Annotated in this window: 16 protein-coding genes and 1 pseudogene; 6 read left to right on the forward strand and 11 right to left on the reverse strand. The window is 63.7% G+C overall.

All coding sequences use genetic code 11. The features are described from left to right. Positions 1–448: 448 nt before the first annotated feature. Positions 449–819 (reverse strand): annotated as a pseudogene (locus QTI17_RS35260) (DUF3606 domain-containing protein). Positions 820–1112: 293 nt separating this feature from the next. Between QTI17_RS35260 and QTI17_RS30835 the strand changes: the two are divergent. Both QTI17_RS30835 and QTI17_RS30840 read left to right on the forward strand, forming a co-directional pair. Then, positions 1113–2192, forward strand: coding sequence for an IS110 family RNA-guided transposase (locus tag QTI17_RS30835; RefSeq protein ID WP_286537727.1), 1080 nt, complete (start codon positions 1113–1115; stop codon positions 2190–2192). 308 nt (positions 2193–2500) lie between these two features. Further along, positions 2501–2749 carry a hypothetical protein gene (locus QTI17_RS30840; protein ID WP_286537647.1) on the forward strand — a complete coding sequence of 83 codons (249 nt, stop codon included), beginning with the start codon at positions 2501–2503 and terminating at the stop codon, positions 2747–2749. Positions 2750–3012: 263 nt separating this feature from the next. Here QTI17_RS30840 and QTI17_RS30845 read toward each other — a convergent pair whose 3' ends face one another. After that, positions 3013–3321, reverse strand: coding sequence for a polyhydroxyalkanoic acid system family protein (locus tag QTI17_RS30845; RefSeq protein ID WP_286537649.1), 309 nt, complete (start codon positions 3319–3321; stop codon positions 3013–3015). A 243-nt stretch (positions 3322–3564) separates the two neighbouring features. On the opposite strand from QTI17_RS30845, the gene QTI17_RS30850 reads away from it, so the two are divergent. Further along, positions 3565–5070, forward strand: a complete 1506-nt coding sequence (locus QTI17_RS30850; protein WP_286537650.1) for an ATPase domain-containing protein — start codon at positions 3565–3567, stop codon at positions 5068–5070. Beyond that, positions 5067–6611, forward strand: a complete 1545-nt coding sequence (locus tag QTI17_RS30855; RefSeq protein ID WP_286537651.1) for a hybrid sensor histidine kinase/response regulator — start codon at positions 5067–5069, stop codon at positions 6609–6611. Before QTI17_RS30850 ends, QTI17_RS30855 begins: the two co-directional genes overlap by 4 nt. Before the next feature lie 234 nt (positions 6612–6845). On the opposite strand, the gene QTI17_RS30860 is transcribed toward QTI17_RS30855, so the two are convergent. The 3 genes from QTI17_RS30860 to QTI17_RS30870 form a co-directional block, all read right to left on the reverse strand. Further along, on the reverse strand, positions 6846–7229 hold the full coding sequence (locus QTI17_RS30860) for a nuclear transport factor 2 family protein (protein WP_286537652.1): 384 nt from the start codon (positions 7227–7229) through the stop codon (positions 6846–6848). A 223-nt stretch (positions 7230–7452) separates the two neighbouring features. Next, on the reverse strand, positions 7453–8826 hold the full coding sequence (locus tag QTI17_RS30865) for a DUF1254 domain-containing protein (protein WP_286537654.1): 1374 nt from the start codon (positions 8824–8826) through the stop codon (positions 7453–7455). A gap of 294 nt (positions 8827–9120) precedes the next feature. Beyond that, on the reverse strand, positions 9121–9300 hold the full coding sequence (locus QTI17_RS30870; protein ID WP_286537655.1) for a hypothetical protein: 180 nt from the start codon (positions 9298–9300) through the stop codon (positions 9121–9123). A gap of 95 nt (positions 9301–9395) precedes the next feature. On the opposite strand from QTI17_RS30870, the gene QTI17_RS30875 reads away from it, so the two are divergent. After that, the gene (locus QTI17_RS30875; protein ID WP_286537656.1) at positions 9396–9596 is read left to right on the forward strand and encodes a hypothetical protein; all 201 of its coding nucleotides are present in this window, start codon (positions 9396–9398) and stop codon (positions 9594–9596) included. Positions 9597–9859: 263 nt separating this feature from the next. Here QTI17_RS30875 and QTI17_RS30885 read toward each other — a convergent pair whose 3' ends face one another. From QTI17_RS30885 to QTI17_RS30910, 6 genes are read right to left on the reverse strand one after another with little or no spacing between them, the layout of a single operon-like run. Further along, on the reverse strand, positions 9860–10873 hold the full coding sequence (locus QTI17_RS30885; protein ID WP_286537657.1) for a nitrilase: 1014 nt from the start codon (positions 10871–10873) through the stop codon (positions 9860–9862). Between the two features lie 28 nt (positions 10874–10901). Then, entirely contained in the window at positions 10902–11903 is a 1002-nt protein-coding gene (locus tag QTI17_RS30890) for a branched-chain amino acid ABC transporter permease (RefSeq protein WP_286537659.1), read from the reverse strand. After that, positions 11900–12766, reverse strand: coding sequence for a branched-chain amino acid ABC transporter permease (locus QTI17_RS30895; protein ID WP_286537660.1), 867 nt, complete (start codon positions 12764–12766; stop codon positions 11900–11902). Before QTI17_RS30895 ends, QTI17_RS30890 begins: the two co-directional genes overlap by 4 nt. Position 12767: 1 nt before the next feature. Further along, the gene (locus tag QTI17_RS30900; protein WP_286537661.1) at positions 12768–13460 is read right to left on the reverse strand and encodes an ABC transporter ATP-binding protein; all 693 of its coding nucleotides are present in this window, start codon (positions 13458–13460) and stop codon (positions 12768–12770) included. Next, positions 13447–14190 carry an ABC transporter ATP-binding protein gene (locus tag QTI17_RS30905; protein WP_286537663.1) on the reverse strand — a complete coding sequence of 248 codons (744 nt, stop codon included), beginning with the start codon at positions 14188–14190 and terminating at the stop codon, positions 13447–13449. The genes QTI17_RS30900 and QTI17_RS30905 overlap by 14 nt, the downstream gene beginning before the upstream one ends. Before the next feature lie 11 nt (positions 14191–14201). Then, positions 14202–15545: an ABC transporter substrate-binding protein gene (locus QTI17_RS30910; RefSeq protein ID WP_286537664.1), complete on the reverse strand. Its 1344-nt coding sequence runs from the start codon at positions 15543–15545 to the stop codon at positions 14202–14204. Between the two features lie 244 nt (positions 15546–15789). On the opposite strand from QTI17_RS30910, the gene QTI17_RS30915 reads away from it, so the two are divergent. Continuing rightward, positions 15790–16785 (forward strand): AraC-like ligand-binding domain-containing protein, encoded by a 996-nt coding sequence (locus QTI17_RS30915; protein ID WP_286537665.1) that lies wholly within the window; start codon positions 15790–15792, stop codon positions 16783–16785.

A 16785-nucleotide genomic window follows, 5' to 3' on the forward strand; every position in this document is an offset into this window, starting at 1 on the left:
AGGGCACGCGAGGGAGTGTCAGGTGGAAAGGAGCGATTTCGCATGTTCAGTGGTGCATTCGAGATGGTCACCCAGCAACGCGCCTGCATCCTGCTTGGCGGAGCGGCAATGGCGTTGTCGATCAGTCTCGTGGCCGCGCAGCCGGTTCCCACGCCCTCCGTACGTCCAGAGTCGGAAAGCCAGCGATCGGGCGCCGACCCGGAGATGGTCGTGAGGCCTACGACGTCGGGCGACTCCAAGATGGCGGAGCCTGCCCCGCGTCACATCGATCCGGGCCTGGTCGAGCGCCCCCCGGCGGACCGACGTCCGGGCGATCGAGCGAAGCCCGGCCTCGATCCTTCGGCACGATCACGTCAGGACGACTGCAGGGGTTCGGCCGTCGACTGCAAACAGACTTCAGCGCGATAGGGGCAAGTCCACGGTCGGCTGAAACGCCCTGCCGGGCCGCCTACTTCTGCGGCTTGCCCAGATGTTGCCGAACGGCGTCGGCACGGACCCCGACAGCCGCCACCGCCTCGCGCAGTTGCGCCTCCGTCACACCCAGTGCCTGGTCCAATACCGGATCTCATGATCCTCGTTCACGTTGATACGGCCGCGATCCTGCGCCCCGCGGTTGTTGGTGTCGTCTGCCATGGTTCTCTCCGTTGTGAAATCCGAAGATCGCCTGGCCAGCAGGCACCAGGTGGCGCCCGCCGCAGACCCGGGCCGGATCGATTCGCTCGAAGCCGCTGTCGCCTGATCGGCGGGAGCCCCGGCAGGTTCAGCCCGTTGCCGTCGGAAGATTTTGAAGTGCATTGCTGTTGTCCCTTGCCGGCGCATGCGCCTCTCGTCATGGCCCGCGCCGTAGAAACCGACGCTCGCCTACGTTCAAGTGGGCGAACGACGATCGACAGCGAACTGCGGCACGGCCACCCTATCGTTCTGAACAAGGAGATGTAATGGATGCCTCCCTCCCTACGGGGAAAGAAGAGCAGGAGCACGCAGATGAGTAGCTTGACTGTTCTGGGAGCTCCCCTTGCCGGGCGGGCAAGGTGGACCCCCGAATGGATACGGCATCGAAGTGCCCATGCGTGATAGACCGAGGTCTTCACAAACACCATCGGGGGTCCAAGATGAATCGTAGTGCAGCACAAGGTGCAGGACAAATCATCGGCTTGATCGACGGCCGGCAGGTCGTTGGCCTGGACGTCGCCAAGAGCGTGTTCCAGCTTCACACCGTGGACATGGACTCGGGCGAGATCGTCAGCGTCCAACTCAAGCGTGCCAAGGTGCTCGAGCACTTCATCAATCGCCCGCCCTGCCTGATCGGCATCGAGGCCTGCGGCGGGGCGCACCACTGGGCGCGCCAGTTGACGGGGCTGGGCCACAGCGTGCGGCTGATTCATGCCAAGGCCGTGCGCCCCTTCGTGGCCGGCAACAAAACCGACGCCACTGACGCCCGAGCCATCTGGCTGGCCGTGCAGCAGCCGGGCAGGAAGTTCGTAGGCATGAAGACGTTGGAGCAGCAGGCCACGCTGGTCTTGCACCGTCAGCGCGAACTGCTCATGAGGATGAAGGTCATGCAGACCAACGCGCTGCGGGGCCTGCTCTACGAGTTTGGCGCGATCTTCGCGCGGGGCAGGGGTGCGCTGTTCTCTGAGATCGAGGCGACCTTGGAATCGCTGGTCAACGACATCCCCCAGTACGTGGCCGACAGCCTGCGCGAGCAGGCGCATCGGATCAAGAAGATTGCCGAGGACATCAAGGCCATCGAAGTGCGGCTAGCGCAGCGCCTGCGCGCCGATGCGGACATGAAGCGCGTAGCCGCTATCCCCGGGGTCGGGCTGATGACGGCCACGGCCGCGGTTGCCACGATGGGTGAAGCCACGGCCTTCAAGTCGGCCCGCGAGTTCTGCGCTTGGCTGGGCCTGGTGCCGAGCCAGCGCGGCACTGGCGGCAAGGTCAAGCTATCGGGCATCTCCAAGCGGGGTGACACTTACCTGCGCACCTTGCTCATCCACGGGGCGCGCTCGGTACTCACGCATACCAAGGAACCGGGGGTGTGGCTGGAGCAACTCCAGGCCAGACGCCCGGCCAATGTCGTGATCGTGGCGCAGGCAGCCAAGATGGCCAGGACGATCTGGGCTGTCACGGCCAGGCAGCAGGACTACCAACGGGGCTACGTGAGTAGCAGGCCGCAAGTGCGCGCCTGAACACCGTAGCTGAATATCAACCAGCCTGAACAGAAAGGGTATGTGAGCCTTTGAAGGCGATTGGGGCAGCAACACACGACGTGATGTGAAACAGGTCAGACCGAGACGAGCCAAACCTGAGTGGCGAACAGGACTTCAACAGTCCGCCAAGGAGATGAGGCGCTCGTCAGCGGATTACATCGGGGCCAGTGGGCAAACGGGGCAACTCAGCACCCACACAACAGGCCGGATACAAGGCAGCAGCCGACTTCTTCACGACACGACGCGGGTAACTACCTATCGCCGGGAGGCATCCATACAAGTTCGCCATGACTGAAATCAAACCCCCGACAGCCGTGCCGCCCACCGACGATCATGAAGCCAGGCTCGGCGACCGCGGAGCCAACTCCGGCCAAAACATCCAGCAGAGCCGCGCCATTGGGCAGGATCCACCGACCGAGGGGAGCCGAATGGGCCGCGAGGCGAACAAGAAGTCTGGTTTCCCTGGGACACCGGACATCGGGACCGATGCGGCGCAAACCGAGGAAGCCGCAGGGGACGACGGGGCCAGGCAGTGAGGGCTTTCTACGCCGGGCTGCTCGGCGCAGTTCTCAGCATCGTCGCCGCTGTAGTTGACGCGGGCGCCCGGCGGTAGCTCTGGCTCTCTCGACGTGGTCGCCGGCTTTCGCGCCGGCCACACTGGCCCTGGCGGCAAGTTGCCCCTCGAGTCGCACGCCACAAGCATGGGCAGCGTCAGCGAACTCCCACGGGCCTGTTGCGGCTATGCCGGAATCCGCGGCAGATCCACGGATGGCGGCGAGGAAGCCGGAGACACGCTGCGCTACTTTTTCAGCAGCAACTGCCCCATTTTCTGCAGCCTTCCCTCGACACCCCGCGCGATCATGCCGAGGACACCCGGCATCTGAATCTCCATGGCGACCTCAGCATCAAGCACGTGGATGACTCCGGAGACTGACTGACCCATCGCTGCGACGCTGAAGATGAGCCGGTCCCCGTCCCAGCGCTCGCTGGGGGTTCCGCTGCTGCCGGGCAACAGCCTGATGATCTTCGCGAACCCGGCATCGATGCGGCGACGCGCCTCAGCACGGCCGAGCTGATGTGGAATGCTGATGGTGATCGGCGTCGCCATGCGCATAGGGTGCCGCGAATCTGCGAGCCGGGCAAGCGGCTTGCAATGGAAACACGCGGTGCAACAGACGGGCCGAGCCGATCCAACCCTCTGACCTTGCACGTCACTTCCCGACGCGGCGCATGCCTACAGCCCCATGGGCAACCGGCCGACCCGTGATCAGCTGTTGTGCTTGCACCATTCGTGCTCGTTTCCAACTCGCGGGATCCGCCCCAGGTGCTTCGCCCCGTTGCAGGAGAAGGAATGAACACAAGCGTTTTCCCCGAGGTCGCCCATGTGGACCAGCTGGCCCTGTTGCAGATGGGTGTTCCCGGCCTCGACGACATCCTGGGCGGAGGACTCACGCCACATCGCCTCTACCTGCTAGAGGGGACTCCCGGCGCGGGCAAGACTACCGTCGCGGTCCAGTTCCTGCGCGAGGGCGCCGCGCGTGGAGAGTCGGTCTTGTACGTCACGCTGTCGGAAACCAAGTCCGAGTTGGAGGGGGTCGCGCAATCCCATGGCTGGGACCTGCGTGGCGTGGAAGTCCGGGAGATGCTTCCCGCGCAGGATGCCCTGGAACCCGACGAGCAGCACACGATGTTCCACCCCTCGGAAGTTGAACTGAGCGAAACGACGTTGCGCATCCTCGCCGATGTCGACATCATCAAGCCGTCCAGGGTCGTGTTTGACTCGCTGTCCGAGTTGCGCCTGCTGGCAGGCAGCTCCTTGCGCTACCGCCGTCAGATTCTTGCCCTCAAGCAGTTCTTCACGGGCCGCATGTGCACGGTGCTGCTGCTGGACGACCTGACCGCCGCGGACCAGGACCTCCAGGTCCAGAGCATTGCCCATGCAGTCATCCGGCTGGAGCAGCTGAACCCCGACTACGGCGCGTCGCGGCGGCGGATCGTGATCAGCAAGTACCGCGGGAAGCAATTCCGCGGCGGGTTCCATGACTACAAGATCGTGCGCGGGGGATTGCAGGTCTTTCCCCGGCTGGTTGCGGCCGAGCATGTGTCGCCATTGACGCAGACGCGCATTCCCAGCGACCTGCCCGCATTGGACCAACTGCTGGGTGGCGGACTGGAGAAAGGCACCAGCACGCTGTTCGTGGGCGCACCGGGCACGGGCAAGTCGAGCGTGGCAGTGCAATTCGCCATTGCGGCCGCCCAGCGCGGTGAGTGCGCCGCCCTTTTCATCTTCGACGAGAGCATCAACACCTTGCGCACGCGCTGCGAGGGCATGGGGATGGACCTCACCGCGCACATCGATTCCGGTCACATCCGGGTGCGCCAGATCGACCCGGCAGGACTGTCGCCAGGCGAATTCGTCCACGAGATTCGCGACGCGGTGGAGCATCACGACGCGACCGTGGTCATCATCGACAGCCTGAATGGCTACCTCAACGCAATGCCGGACGAGCGCTTCCTGATCGCCCAACTTCATGAACTGCTCACCTATCTGGGCCAGCGCGGGGTGGCGACCATGCTGATCGGCGCGCAGCACGGACTGATCGGTATGCAGATGCAGACCCCCGTCGACGCGAGTTACCTCGCGGACGCGGTGGTACTGCTGCGCTACTACGAACTCGACGGCGAGGTCAGGCAGGCCATCTCCGTGCTGAAGAAGCGTGGCGGTGCCCATGAGCGCACCATCCGGGCCTTCACGTTGACCTCGAACGGCGTGAACGTCGGCGAACCGCTACGCAATTTTCGCGGCATTCTCACGGGCATTCCGGTTCCGATCGACGGTGTCCGTTCAGCACCGTGAGTCATGCACCTTCCAAGCTGGACTTTCGCGTCCTGCTGCGGACGGCGACCTCGAAGGACGCCCTGATCGCGAGCGCCGTGCTCGAACGAGCGCAATTCGATCCGCATGTCTGCACCGACATGGACGAGCTGGTCACGGAGCTTTCGGCTGGTGCCGGCGCCGTGATGCTGGCCGAGGAGGTGATCTCCGGTCCGGTCATGACGGAACTGAAAGTCGCACTAGCATCTCAAGGGCCCTGGTCCGACCTGCCAGTGATCGTGCTGGCGCGACAGGGAGCGGACTCGCGAGCGATCGCGGACGTGATGGACGAATTTGCCAACGTGACGGTCATCGAGCGACCGATGCGCGTGGCCGCCCTCGTGAGCGCGGTACGCACCGCCTTGCGCTCGCGCCGCCGGCAGTATGAACTGCGTGGCCTCCTGGGCGGGTTGCGCGATGCCGACCAGCGCAAGACCGAGTTTCTAGCAACCCTGGCGCACGAGCTGCGCAATCCGCTGGCGCCCTTGAGTACCGCCTTGTCGTTGCTCGCACGCAGGAGGCCTTCGCCGGAGGAGTCCGAGAAATACTACGAGCTGATGCGACGCCAGGTCGATCATATGGTGCGCCTGGTGAACGACCTGATGGAGGTGTCGCGCATCACGCGCGGAAAGATTGAACTGCAGATGCGGCCAGTACTGCTCGACGCGGTGATCGACGACGCGATCGACCTGAGCCGGCCACTGATCGAGCGTGCTGGTCACACGCTGAGCATCGAAATGGGCGCCGAGCCGCTCGTGATCAGTGGCGACGCGGTGCGCCTGACACAAGTCTTCTCGAACCTGCTCAACAACGCGGCGAAGTACACGCCCTCGGGCGGCCACATCCGGCTTTCCGCAGGCCAGCGGGACCGTCAGGCCGTGGTCGAGGTGAGCGACACGGGTGCCGGCCTGTCGCCGGACATGCTGAAGTCGATCTTCGACATGTTCGTGCAAGTAAGCGGGACTTCGAAGGCGGCGCAAGGCGGTCTCGGCATCGGGCTGACCCTGGTCAAAAGCCTGGTCGAACTCCACGGCGGCAGCGTTGAGGCTGCAAGCAAGGGCCTGGGCCTGGGCGCCGAGTTCACCGTCCGGCTTCCTCTGGCGAAGAGCGTGCCTGTGATCACACCTCCGGCAATCGCATCGCAGGACGCTTGGGGCACGACCTTGGACGGCGTCATCCTCGTCGTCGACGACAACCGCGATGCGGCCGACAGCTTGGCCGAGTTGTTGCGATCGCTGGGGGCGACTGTCTTCGTCGCGTATGGCGGGGAGGAGGCGCTCCGACTGGCTAGCTCGAACCGGTTCGACATCGCCGTGCTCGACATCGGCATGCCGGGCATGGATGGCTGCGATCTGGCGCGCCATCTGCGCGCCGAGCCCGGGGGCGCCCAAATGATGCTGATCGCGCTGACGGGCTGGGGCCAGCAAGGGTACAAGGAGCGCATCGCAGCGGCGGGGTTCGACTATCACTTGCTGAAGCCACTGAATCTGACGGAGTTCATGACGGTGCTTGACACTGCCTAGATCGGGTCGTGCGCCTCGGGGGGGTGTTGGAGGAAGCCTGGGGCGCCGCGCGGCGCCACGGCCAGCGTCTCCGTATTTCCTGCTCTCGAGGTAGCCCTTGCTGCCCTGCTGCAAACGCGTTCGAGCCGGGCCGTCGAACTGGGCCTGCCGGCCAAGAGGAGACGGTCGATTCCGAGCCTCAAACCCGACGTTCACCCTGCCATGCGTTGCGACTGCAACGGTTGAAGGCGAGTACTATTTCGCGGGAAGTGACGGGCGATTCTTGCGGTACGAGTTCTTAACGGCAATTTTTCCTTGTCGGAAAGTGAACACGTCGCATCCGTTGACCTCGACGCGTGAGCCGTCCGCCCGCGTCCCGGTGAATGTCCACTCCGACACCCCTCGGTCGCCGCAAACGAAGTGGCGAGGATGAAGCCACTGCGCGTCCGGAAATGCCTTCCAAACGTCGGAAAAGCTGGCTTGGACGGCCTCTCTGCCAATGTACGAGGTTCCGCAGACGTCAGGGCCGGCCGATGCTTCGAACACACAGTCGTCCGTCATGAAGCTCATGAGCGCCTCAGCATCGTGGCTGTTCCAAGCAGCGGCGAAGGCCTGCAGGTCTGCGACGGTGACATTCATGCTTCACCCCAATTTTCCGTGACTTGGGAATTGTTGCTCAGTTGGTCCCGGCTGGGGAAGCGGAAAAGGGCTCAAACGCAGCGGTAGCCTGACATTCCCTGGAGGTCGGCGAGGACCGCTGGCCGGGCGAGACAGGCTACAGGCGGCCAACAGCAGACCTTCGTTGGTGCTTCTCAATCTCAACTTTCAATTTCAGTAGACGAAGTCAGCTATGACGCGACGATCACGGCCGGCGGTGTCCAGAGGCCATCGACGACGGCTTGCTCCGGCCAATATGTGCGGATGTACAGGGAGAATCCCCCACGCTCGGCGCCGGAAGCCAGTTGATCACCTGCGAGGGATCGGTCGGTGCAGAAGCTTGCACATGGATCGTCACCGAGCCATCGGCGTTGCGGACCAGATCCTTGTTCTTGGTGCCAACCGAGTAGCGGTTGATTTCGTTTGGCACGAAGAAGTGCTGAGCGTCGTACAGGGTCAAGGACCAGAAACCGCGTACTGGAGGCTCCCCCTTGGCAAAGGTCACCGTATAGCTCTTGCCGCCGTCCAGTCGTTGGCCCGCGGCATCGAGGTCCTGGTAGAAGTAGCTCGCCTCGTTGGCCCTGTTCACGAAGATGTTCGACTTCGCCACCGCGGTTCGGGTGAAGTAATCGACGCCGAATACCGCGCAGGTCCTTACCGTCGTCCAGTGGTGGGGCAGTGGGACGCCGAATTTGCGAAACTCCAGCAGCGGCCCGATCAACTCCTTCTCCGCCTTGATGGCTTCATCGATGATCGCCGTCTTCAGGGCCGGGTCGGCAACTGCCGAGGCGACCAGTGCGAGGGCCTCGGTGTAGCGAGCCTCTTCACCGGGCAAGGGCGGGGCGTCGTTCAGCACCGCTGCCAGCTGGTCCCAGAATGCGGCCGGAACCACCTTCGGGGACTCTGAGCCGTCGGGTTGCGCAGGCGGCGCAGGGAATGCCGGAGTCTTGCTCCAGTCTCTCTGCCTGGCTTTGCCGTCGAACATCGACAGCGGATACACCTCGATCTGGCTGAGCAGGGCCTGAACCGCCTGCCGGTCCTCTGGCGTGTCGTCCACGTAGACGCGGGGAATGACGAAGCCGGTCCGGGTCTTCGCCCGGAAGACCTGGGCGATGCCGCTCGGCACCTCCCCCGTCCAGTCGGGGCCGGCCAGCAGGTAGAAGCCGGGCTTGCTGTCGTACATGGCGCCCAGCGCAGCGAAGCTGTCGGTACGCAGGTCCACGATCTGGTAGACCCAGAAGCGGCCGCCGAAGTCGGGCACCTGAACGACCACCGGCTCCAGATCCAGTGCCAGGGCACCACCGCCGTAGACCACGTCCTGATTCGGACAGGCCACATCGCGCTCCGATGGCTCGACGTAATCTGTCAACAGGCTGACCCTGTTCAGCGGGGCGGCCGGCAATACACCTCCGAGCCGGCCCGGCTCCTTGAGATCCTTGAAGCCGATCCTGCGGTTGTAGACATTGACCATCGGCCACGTCCAGAAGTAGACGGCCCGGGCAACCATCCGGGCATAGGCTTCGGTGATCCTGGTGCCCGGGAGCGGGCCAGGAACCGTTTCGACATTCTTGTTCGGCATCCTGCGCTCCGAAAAGTTTGGTCAGAAGGTGATTCTGCCGAAAGTGCAAGGGACTATGCACGACCGCTCTCGAGCGATGCGAAAGCCTGGTTTGGGCCCTCCCCTGCCCTCCACCAGCGCCGCAGCCGTAGATCACGTCGTCCCCGTGGCCCGTTGATCTTCGGGTTGCGCTGAATCAGTTCGCGGATAGGCACCGCGCCGAGGTCGTCGATAGGCACCGACGGAAACGATCGGCCGTAGCGGCCGATGGGTGTGCGAATGGCGTCGCAGCGTGGGTCATGGTCGTGTGTGTGCTCAATAGATCGTCATCGCGAAGACAATGGCAAGGGCATTGGTGAGGATCGGGGTCACCACGGCCAGCATGAAGATCGGCTTGTAGGCCTGCTTGTGCGACAGCCCGACGACGGCCAGCGCCGTGATGACAGCGCCGCTGTGCGGCATCACGTCCAGGCCTGTGGTGGCAAGGCTGGGCAACGCGATGGATGACCTCGGGGTTGAGGCCCAGCGCCAGAAACTGCTTCGCGAAGAGCTCCATCGCGATGCCGCGACCGCCGGATGCGGAGCCCGTTATGCCGCACAAAAGCTGCGTGGCCAGCGACAGCGAGATCAGGGGCGTGCCGGGAATGCTCAACAGCATGTTCGAGATGGACTTGAACCCGCCGACGGACCCAACTACCGCTCCAAAACCGACATCGGCGCAGGTATTGATGACCGGCAGGGCGCAGTTGAGCCCCGCCGGTCAGCGTCTTCAGCTTCTCGGGATGATGTAGCCGTCCGCAGCGGCTCGGACCACTTCCGCGGCGCTCAGGTTGCCGCGCGTTCGGTGATGTCGCAGCGGAACGCCTGCGCCCGCCCGCCTTCATCCCGGATAGCGGCCACGACCCTCTCGGTGGCCTCCAGGCTCATGTCCTATACGGCGACCTTGGCGCCCTCGCGCGCAAAGCGCCGGAGGTTGCCACGCCAATACCGCCGCCACCGCCGGTGACCACCGCTGTCTTGCTTTCGACGAACCGATTGCAGTCATTTGAATTGACTATTCGACTTTCGCCTCAGTCCACTGCGTACCTTCTTTCACGCCTTCTCCGAAATTGATGCTGGTCCGGCGCGGATTGCGATTGACCATCAACCTGACGACGTCACCCCGGGCGTAGTGCCCGGAAGGATCGTAGGCCGCCTTTGCGACGGCGATGGTGGAGAGATCCATGTCCGCGTACAGGATTCCTTCCAGGTCTTGCGGCATGTGCTCCACCAAGGGTTGACCATCGGGGCCGAAAATCATGGAGTACCCACCGCCGGGCTTGCCTCCATCGGAATTCAGCAATAGGGTCTTCTCGGGCGTGTCGCACAAGAGGTCGAACATGTCCTGTCCTGTGATGGCACTCGCATGCAAGACGAAGCAACCGCCTTCCAGCGCATAGACCTGGCTCGCGGAGAGATTCACTTCGTGACCCAGCGCGTAAGCAGTGCCGCGGTACAGCGTGAACGAAGGCCACGAGGCGACATGGACCTGCTCGTGCATCGAATACATCGCGTACTTCGACAGCGGCTGGATGTGTTCGGCGCAGCAGAGAGCGCCCAGACGCCCGACGCTGGTGTCGACCACCCGAAAATCGGAACCGTCGCCTTCCCCGAACAGGGTGCGCTCGACGTGGGTCGGCTTGAGCTTCCGGCGCTTGAAGAGCATCTCGCCCTTGTCGCTGATCAGGGCCTGGGAGATGTAGAGCGATCCGCCGTCGATCTCCGAGAAGCCGATCACCACGTTGACATTCGCCTCGGCGGCCGCCGCGGCAATGGATGCGAGTTCCGGACCCTCCGCGTGCAACGAATTGGCGTGGTACCGCGACACGAACTGCATACCCCAGGCTGGCGTGCCGAGCCAAAGCCACCAAGGGTAGCCAGGAATGAACACTTCCGGGAAGGCCAGGAGCTTGGCTCCGTTCGCGCCCGCTTCGGAAATCAGGCGAATGGCCTTTTGTGTGGAGGCTGCGGCGTCCATGAAGACCGGGGCAGCCTGTACGACCGCGATCTTGAAGGCAGTTTCAGACATGAGTTTTCCTTGGGTGATGAGAGCGGGACTACCGCGGCATGTCGCGTCGCACGCCGAATGGATCCACCGGCCACTTGCGCGTGATCAGGCTCCAGGCGCCACCGGGCGCCAAGATCATCATGACGATGGCAAGGGAACCGAGGCCAATGAAATACCAGGAGCCGTAGGAAGCGAAGCTCTCGCGCAGCAGGAAGTACACAAGCGTGCCGAGGATCGGCCCCTCCAGCGTTCCTATGCCGCCGAGCACGGCGATGAAGATCGCTGCTGCCGACCAGTTCAATGAAAACGTGGCATCCGGTGTGACCTGCAGCGTGTTCATATAGGCGACAGCCCCCGCCAGTCCGGTCAGCGAACCTGCGATGACCCACAGCACCAGCTTCGCTCTGCGGATCGCCACGCCCGAAGCTTCTGCAGCCGCCTCCGAGTCGCGCACGCTCATGAGCGCCAGGCCGAGCCTGCCGCGAAGGATCGTGCGGGCAACGACGAGCGTTCCAACGCCGACCACCAGGGCCGCCCAGTAGATACCTGCGTTACGGGTCCATCGATCGAAGCTGCTCAGGGCCTCCAGAGGCATGCCGCCGCCCGCACCGAGCCATTCGTTGTTCAACGTCAGAATCCGCATCATCTCGGCAAGCACCCAAGTCCCGACGGCGAAGTGCGCGCCGCGAAGCCGGAACATCGGATAAGCGCTGACTACGGCGAAAAGGCCGGTTGCGATGGCGGCCAGGGGCAGCATCATCCAGGGATTGAATTCCAGCCTGTTCGACAGCGCGAACAGCGCGTAGGCCCCTACGCCGACGAACATCTGGTGGCCAACCACGACGAGACCGCCGTACCCCGCCAACAGGTTCCACGCCAGGGCGATGGCGAACACGGTGAAGATTTCAATCATCAGGCGCTGCGTCCCGAAGTTGGTGAACCAGGGCACGGCCGCCAGGACGCCGCACACCAGCAATGCAGTGGCAAATGCCAGTCCTTTGCCTTTTGCGCGCACGGACAAAGGAGCTCGGAGGGTGGCGACGGTGCTCATCGCTGTGCCTTTCCAAGCAAGCCTTGCGGTCGCGCGAGCAGCGCGATCAGGAAAACAAGGTGGCCGAAGAATGGTCCGAGGCCCGAGGAGACCTTGGCGCCAAAGAGCTGGGCGACGCCGATGACCAGTCCGCCGATGAAGGTGCCCCAGACGTTGCCGAGCCCTCCGAGAACGACCGCCTCGAACGAATAGAGCAAGCGCTCCGGGCCGGATGTCGGAGAGAAAGGCGTGCGGATTCCGTACATGACGGCCGCGAGTGCAATCACGGCCAGCACGAACCCGGTGACGAGCGCGAAGAAGTTGCCGTCGTTGACGCCGACGAGGCGCGCCGTGCCTGGATCGTCCGCCACTGCGCGGGCCTGCCGGCCAAGATGCGAATGCCCGATCAGCCAGCTGGTGCCCGCGAAGATCACCGCGCTGATCAGCGTCGAGACAAGCGGCAGCAGTCCGACCGAGACGCCGGCGATGTCGAAACCTCGGAGGGAGAGATCGCCCGCCTGGAGGCTGCGGGTGTCCGCGGTAAAGGTCTCCTGGAGCACGTTCTGCAGCACGATGGAAAGGCCGAAAGTGAGAAGAAGCGGCGTCAACGCGCCCTTGCCAACGACACGGTTGAGAAGCACCCGCTGGAGGACATAGCCGATGACGAACATCAACGGCACGACCGCAACGAGTGAGACGAAGGGTCCGACCCCCGCGAACTGCATCACCGTCGAGCACAGATAGGCGCCAAGGACGATGAGATCACCATGCGCGATGTTGATCATCTTCATCACACCGAGGCTCAGGCTCAGGCCAAGCCCGAACAGGGCATACAGCGCGCCGAGCATCAGGCCGCCCAGCAGCGTTTCAATGAATGTTTCCATGTCAGATCCCGAAGTAGGCTTGCGCGACTTGCGCCTGGTCGGCCGATTCGGATGCCCCCTCGAGGACCACCCGGCCTTTTTGAATGCAGTAGTAGCGATCGGACTCGGCCAGCGCACGCTTGACGTTCTGCTCGACAAGCACCACCGCAAGCCCGTCGTTGCGTGCCCGGCCCAGCAGGTCGTAGACCTCGTTCACTGCCACAGGCGAGAGGCCCAGCGAGATCTCGTCGCACAGCAGGTACTTCGGGTTGCACACCAGCGCGCGCGAAAGCGCAACCAGCTGCTGCTGGCCGCCTGACAGCGCTGTTGCGGGACGATGCTGGAACGCTTGCATGACGGGGAACTCCCGCATGAGGCGCTCGACGGACCACGGCCCGGGGCGGCCATTGCGCGCGGCGAGCTGCAGGTTCTCCAAGACGGTCAGGCTCGGGAACAGTCGTCGACCTTCGGGCACGAGCGCGATGCCGCGGTTCAGCTGCCTGCGCTCGGAGTCACCGCCGATGGCCTGATCGTCGAGAAGCACGCCGTCGCGTCGTGTCCGCACCGAGCCGACGATCGAGCGGAGCAATGTGGATTTGCCAGCGCCGTTGGAGCCGATGAGGGCCACGGTTTCGCCGGGCGCAATCTGAAAGCTCAAGCCGAACAGCGCCTGGAACAAGCCGTAGTACGCATCCAGTCGATCAGTGCGCAGCATGGTCCAGCTCCTCCTCGATGTCCGAGCCCAGGTAGGTGTCACGCACCGTGCGATCGGCCATCACCGTCTTCGGGTCGCCATCGCAGATCACAGCGCCGCTTGCCAGTACGACGAGCCGATCGGCGGCGGAGACGAGGGCGTGGACGAGATGTTCGATCCACAAGACGGTCACTCCGCCTTGGTGGATCGTCACGATGAGCCGGAGAAGCTGCTGCATTTCGGCATCGGTCAATCCACCGGCCACTTCGTCGAGCAGCAACAGGCGCGGACGCGTGGCGATCGCTCTTGCCAGCTCGAGCCGTTTGCGCTGCAGCAGCGTCAGGGTGCCTGCCAGCTTGTCCGCCACCCCATCGAGCCCGCAGCGCTGGATTGCGTCGACAGCGGCTTGCTGAGCCGCTTGCCCATGCAGTCCGCTGCCGAAGGTGGCCGCCACGAGCACGTTCTCGTAGGCCGTCATGCCGTCGAAGGGCTGCGGAATCTGGAAGGTGCGACCGATGCCGGCTCTGCACCTCTCGGCGGCATCGTAGATGGTGACGTCCCTGCCATCCAGGTAGACGCTTCCGCTGTCGCATCGCGCGCTGCCCGAGATCAGGCCGAACATGGTGCTTTTTCCAGCCCCGTTCGGGCCGATGACGCCAATGAATTCCCCGTCCTCCACGGACAGCGACAGCTTGGGGATGACCGCCATGTCGCCGTAGCGCTTGGTGGTGTCACGCAGTTCGAGCAGCATGTCGGAACCTGTCAAGCAATCGACAGCAACTCGAACTTGCGCTGGACCGGGATTTCCGGTGCCGTCTTGTTGTTGGTGATGAAGAGTTCCGGCTTGGCACCATTGAGGATGCGCCACTGGCCGCCAACAACGCGCATCTTCGAGACGTTCTTGATCCCGCTGGACGTGAAGTCGAGCCTGCCGATGATCGTGTCGTGCTTCATCACGCGCAAGGCGTTGGCAACTTTCACGGGATCCTTGGGGTCCCCGCTCGACTTGAGAGCCTGGATGCCGGTCTCGAACAGCGCATGCACCACGCCCATGGGTTGGGTCCATTCGCGCTTGGTGGCAGCCGTATAGGCATCGGCAAACTGCCTCGCAGTCTGGCCTGTCAGGCTTGACTTGAAAGGATAGGCCGGTGTCCACCAGATCTCGGTTGACATGCCATCGGCGCGGGGACCCAAAGCGGCGACGCCACCGGGAAACAGCAGCGCCTTGGCCACCGTGGCCGCCTTCGGCCTGAATCCCATCTGTGCAGACTGCTTGACGAACGAAGCCCATTCGGGAGGATTGAACAGGCCGGTCACGATCTCGACGTTGTCCTTCTTGAAAGCCTGGATGTACGACGAGAAGTCATCGGCGCCGACCGGGAATCGTCCGATGTCGACGATCTTGTAGCCAGCCTTTGCAAAGGCCGCGGGCATGCCGAGCTTCATGTCGCCCATGGCGTTGCCCGGCACGTCGTTGCTGAATGCGGAGCCGATCACCTTGTTCGATGGCACGCCTTGCCAGATGTCCAGGTACACGTCGGCGATGTCTTCCAGACCCCAGAAGAAATGGAAGACGCTCTTGAACCCCTTCGTGGGGTCGCCTTTGAGCGGAAACATCCAGGCCTGCCAGGGACCGACGGTCGAAAGGCACGGCACGCCGTTGAGCTCGCACTGCTGGGAAGCGTTCGGTCCGATCGCGACCTGTGCCAGCATCAGGTCGATGTTCTCCTTGTTGATGAGTTCAGCAGCCAGGTTGGATTGCCGGTCCGGGCTGCTTTGGTCGTCTCGCGCAAGGATCTCGACCTTGTACTTCCTCCCGCCGATGACCAGGCCATCGGCCAGCGTCTTGCGGACCTGCTCCAGGATGAAGTCGTCCGCTTCGGAAAACGGCGAGAACGGTCCTGTCCTCGGGCTGATGTAGCCGATCCTGATCGTGTCCTTGTCGGCTGCCCAGGCCCGGCTGGCCTGCCCCAGCGCCGCGACGGCCGTGAGCGCTGCCGCGCCGCGCAGCAGTCCCCGCCGGCTCGACACGAGGCTCGATTCCAAGGTCGTCTGAATGTCGTTTGAAGTGGTCACATTGGTCTCCGTTGAGGTGGAGGCCTTCACGAGGCCCTGGGAGCAATGGTCCGCTTCCCGGCGGCGACAAACTTTGCTGCATCAGCCAGGAAACTTGATTCAAACGGCCCCTGCAAGGCGGCCGGCGGCGTGTTGGCGGATGCCGACCCGAGGGTTTCTTTGGCATCAACCTTGCGTGGAAATTGACGAAAATCCTTGCAGCCCCCGGGCTTTGATCTGTCTTGACCAGGCTTTTGCACCATCCACGGGCCTGCCAATGCCTCGATCGTGCGCCATGCAACCTGTTACAGCCGAACCCTCCTCGCGAGTCATTGACGCTTCCACCGCCGGCCTGACCCCGCGCGACAAGTTCGGGTTCTGGCAAGAAGTGGTGCGCAAGGCGCTCGTCGACCTCGAATGCCGGCCCGACGGGAAGAGCCCGTTCGAAGCGTCTGTCAGCGGGACGCGACTGAGCGCGCTCAGCGTCGCGTGCATCGAGGCATCCCCGCACCGCGTCGCGCGCCTGCCTGCCGGGATCTCCCGCTCGGGCGACGAATCCCTGATCTTCAACTTCATTCTTTCCGGCTCGGCGCTCGCCGAACAGGACGGGCGATCGGTGCTGCTGAAACCGGGCGACGGTGCAGTATGCGACGCGCAGCGTCCCTACAACCTGCGCTTCGACGATGCGTTCAAACTCATCACCGTCAAGCTGCCGTTCGGCTCACTGTCGCATCGGTCGGCGGGCATCCACCGCATCACTGCGCGCAGCCTGACCGAAGCAGGCCAGATGTGCCCGATCCTGTTCGGCTACCTGGTGGGACTGAGTCAGCAACTGCCTTCCATGGACGCGGTGGCTTCCGAGAGGATCGCGCGCAATTTCACGGAGTTGCTCGCATCGGCGCTCGACGAGGCGATTCTCAGCTCACCGTTGCCTCTGTCCGAGTACCGTGCCACCGCCCTGGTCCGGGTCAAGGATTTCCTGGAACGCCACCTGGATGCCTGCGAGTTGGACGCGACCATGGTCAGTGCCGCGCTCAACCTCTCGCCGCGGTACATCAACAAGCTGTTCGAGGCGGAGAACACCTCCCTTGCGCGCTACATCTGGCGCCGCCGCCTGGAGCGCGCCGCAAGCGACTTGCGCGATCCTGCGCGTCATTCCCTAGGCATCTCGACGATCGCCATGGCTCACGGATTCAATGATCTGAGCCACTTCAGCCGTGCGTTTCGCCAGAGGTTCGAGATGTCGCCGCGCGCCTATCGCCTCGGAGGCGGCGCGGAGCGGGTCGCCTGA

The organism is Variovorax sp. J31P179 (assembly GCF_030316985.1).
In the GTDB taxonomy this organism is placed as follows: domain Bacteria; phylum Pseudomonadota; class Gammaproteobacteria; order Burkholderiales; family Burkholderiaceae_C; genus Variovorax; species Variovorax ginsengisoli_B.

Coding starts and splice junctions, on each gene's coding strand:
- QTI17_RS30835 (WP_286537727.1), top strand. CDS start 1,113: ATGAATCGTAGTGCAGCACAAGGTGCAGGACAAATCATCGGCTTGATC.
- QTI17_RS30840 (WP_286537647.1), top strand. CDS start 2,501: ATGACTGAAATCAAACCCCCGACAGCCGTGCCGCCCACCGACGATCAT.
- QTI17_RS30845 (WP_286537649.1), bottom strand. CDS start 3,321: ATGGCGACGCCGATCACCATCAGCATTCCACATCAGCTCGGCCGTGCT.
- QTI17_RS30850 (WP_286537650.1), top strand. CDS start 3,565: ATGAACACAAGCGTTTTCCCCGAGGTCGCCCATGTGGACCAGCTGGCC.
- QTI17_RS30860 (WP_286537652.1), bottom strand. CDS start 7,229: ATGAATGTCACCGTCGCAGACCTGCAGGCCTTCGCCGCTGCTTGGAAC.
- QTI17_RS30865 (WP_286537654.1), bottom strand. CDS start 8,826: ATGCCGAACAAGAATGTCGAAACGGTTCCTGGCCCGCTCCCGGGCACC.
- QTI17_RS30875 (WP_286537656.1), top strand. CDS start 9,396: ATGCCGCACAAAAGCTGCGTGGCCAGCGACAGCGAGATCAGGGGCGTG.
- QTI17_RS30885 (WP_286537657.1), bottom strand. CDS start 10,873: ATGTCTGAAACTGCCTTCAAGATCGCGGTCGTACAGGCTGCCCCGGTC.
- QTI17_RS30890 (WP_286537659.1), bottom strand. CDS start 11,903: ATGAGCACCGTCGCCACCCTCCGAGCTCCTTTGTCCGTGCGCGCAAAA.
- QTI17_RS30895 (WP_286537660.1), bottom strand. CDS start 12,766: ATGGAAACATTCATTGAAACGCTGCTGGGCGGCCTGATGCTCGGCGCG.
- QTI17_RS30900 (WP_286537661.1), bottom strand. CDS start 13,460: ATGCTGCGCACTGATCGACTGGATGCGTACTACGGCTTGTTCCAGGCG.
- QTI17_RS30905 (WP_286537663.1), bottom strand. CDS start 14,190: ATGCTGCTCGAACTGCGTGACACCACCAAGCGCTACGGCGACATGGCG.
- QTI17_RS30915 (WP_286537665.1), top strand. CDS start 15,790: ATGCAACCTGTTACAGCCGAACCCTCCTCGCGAGTCATTGACGCTTCC.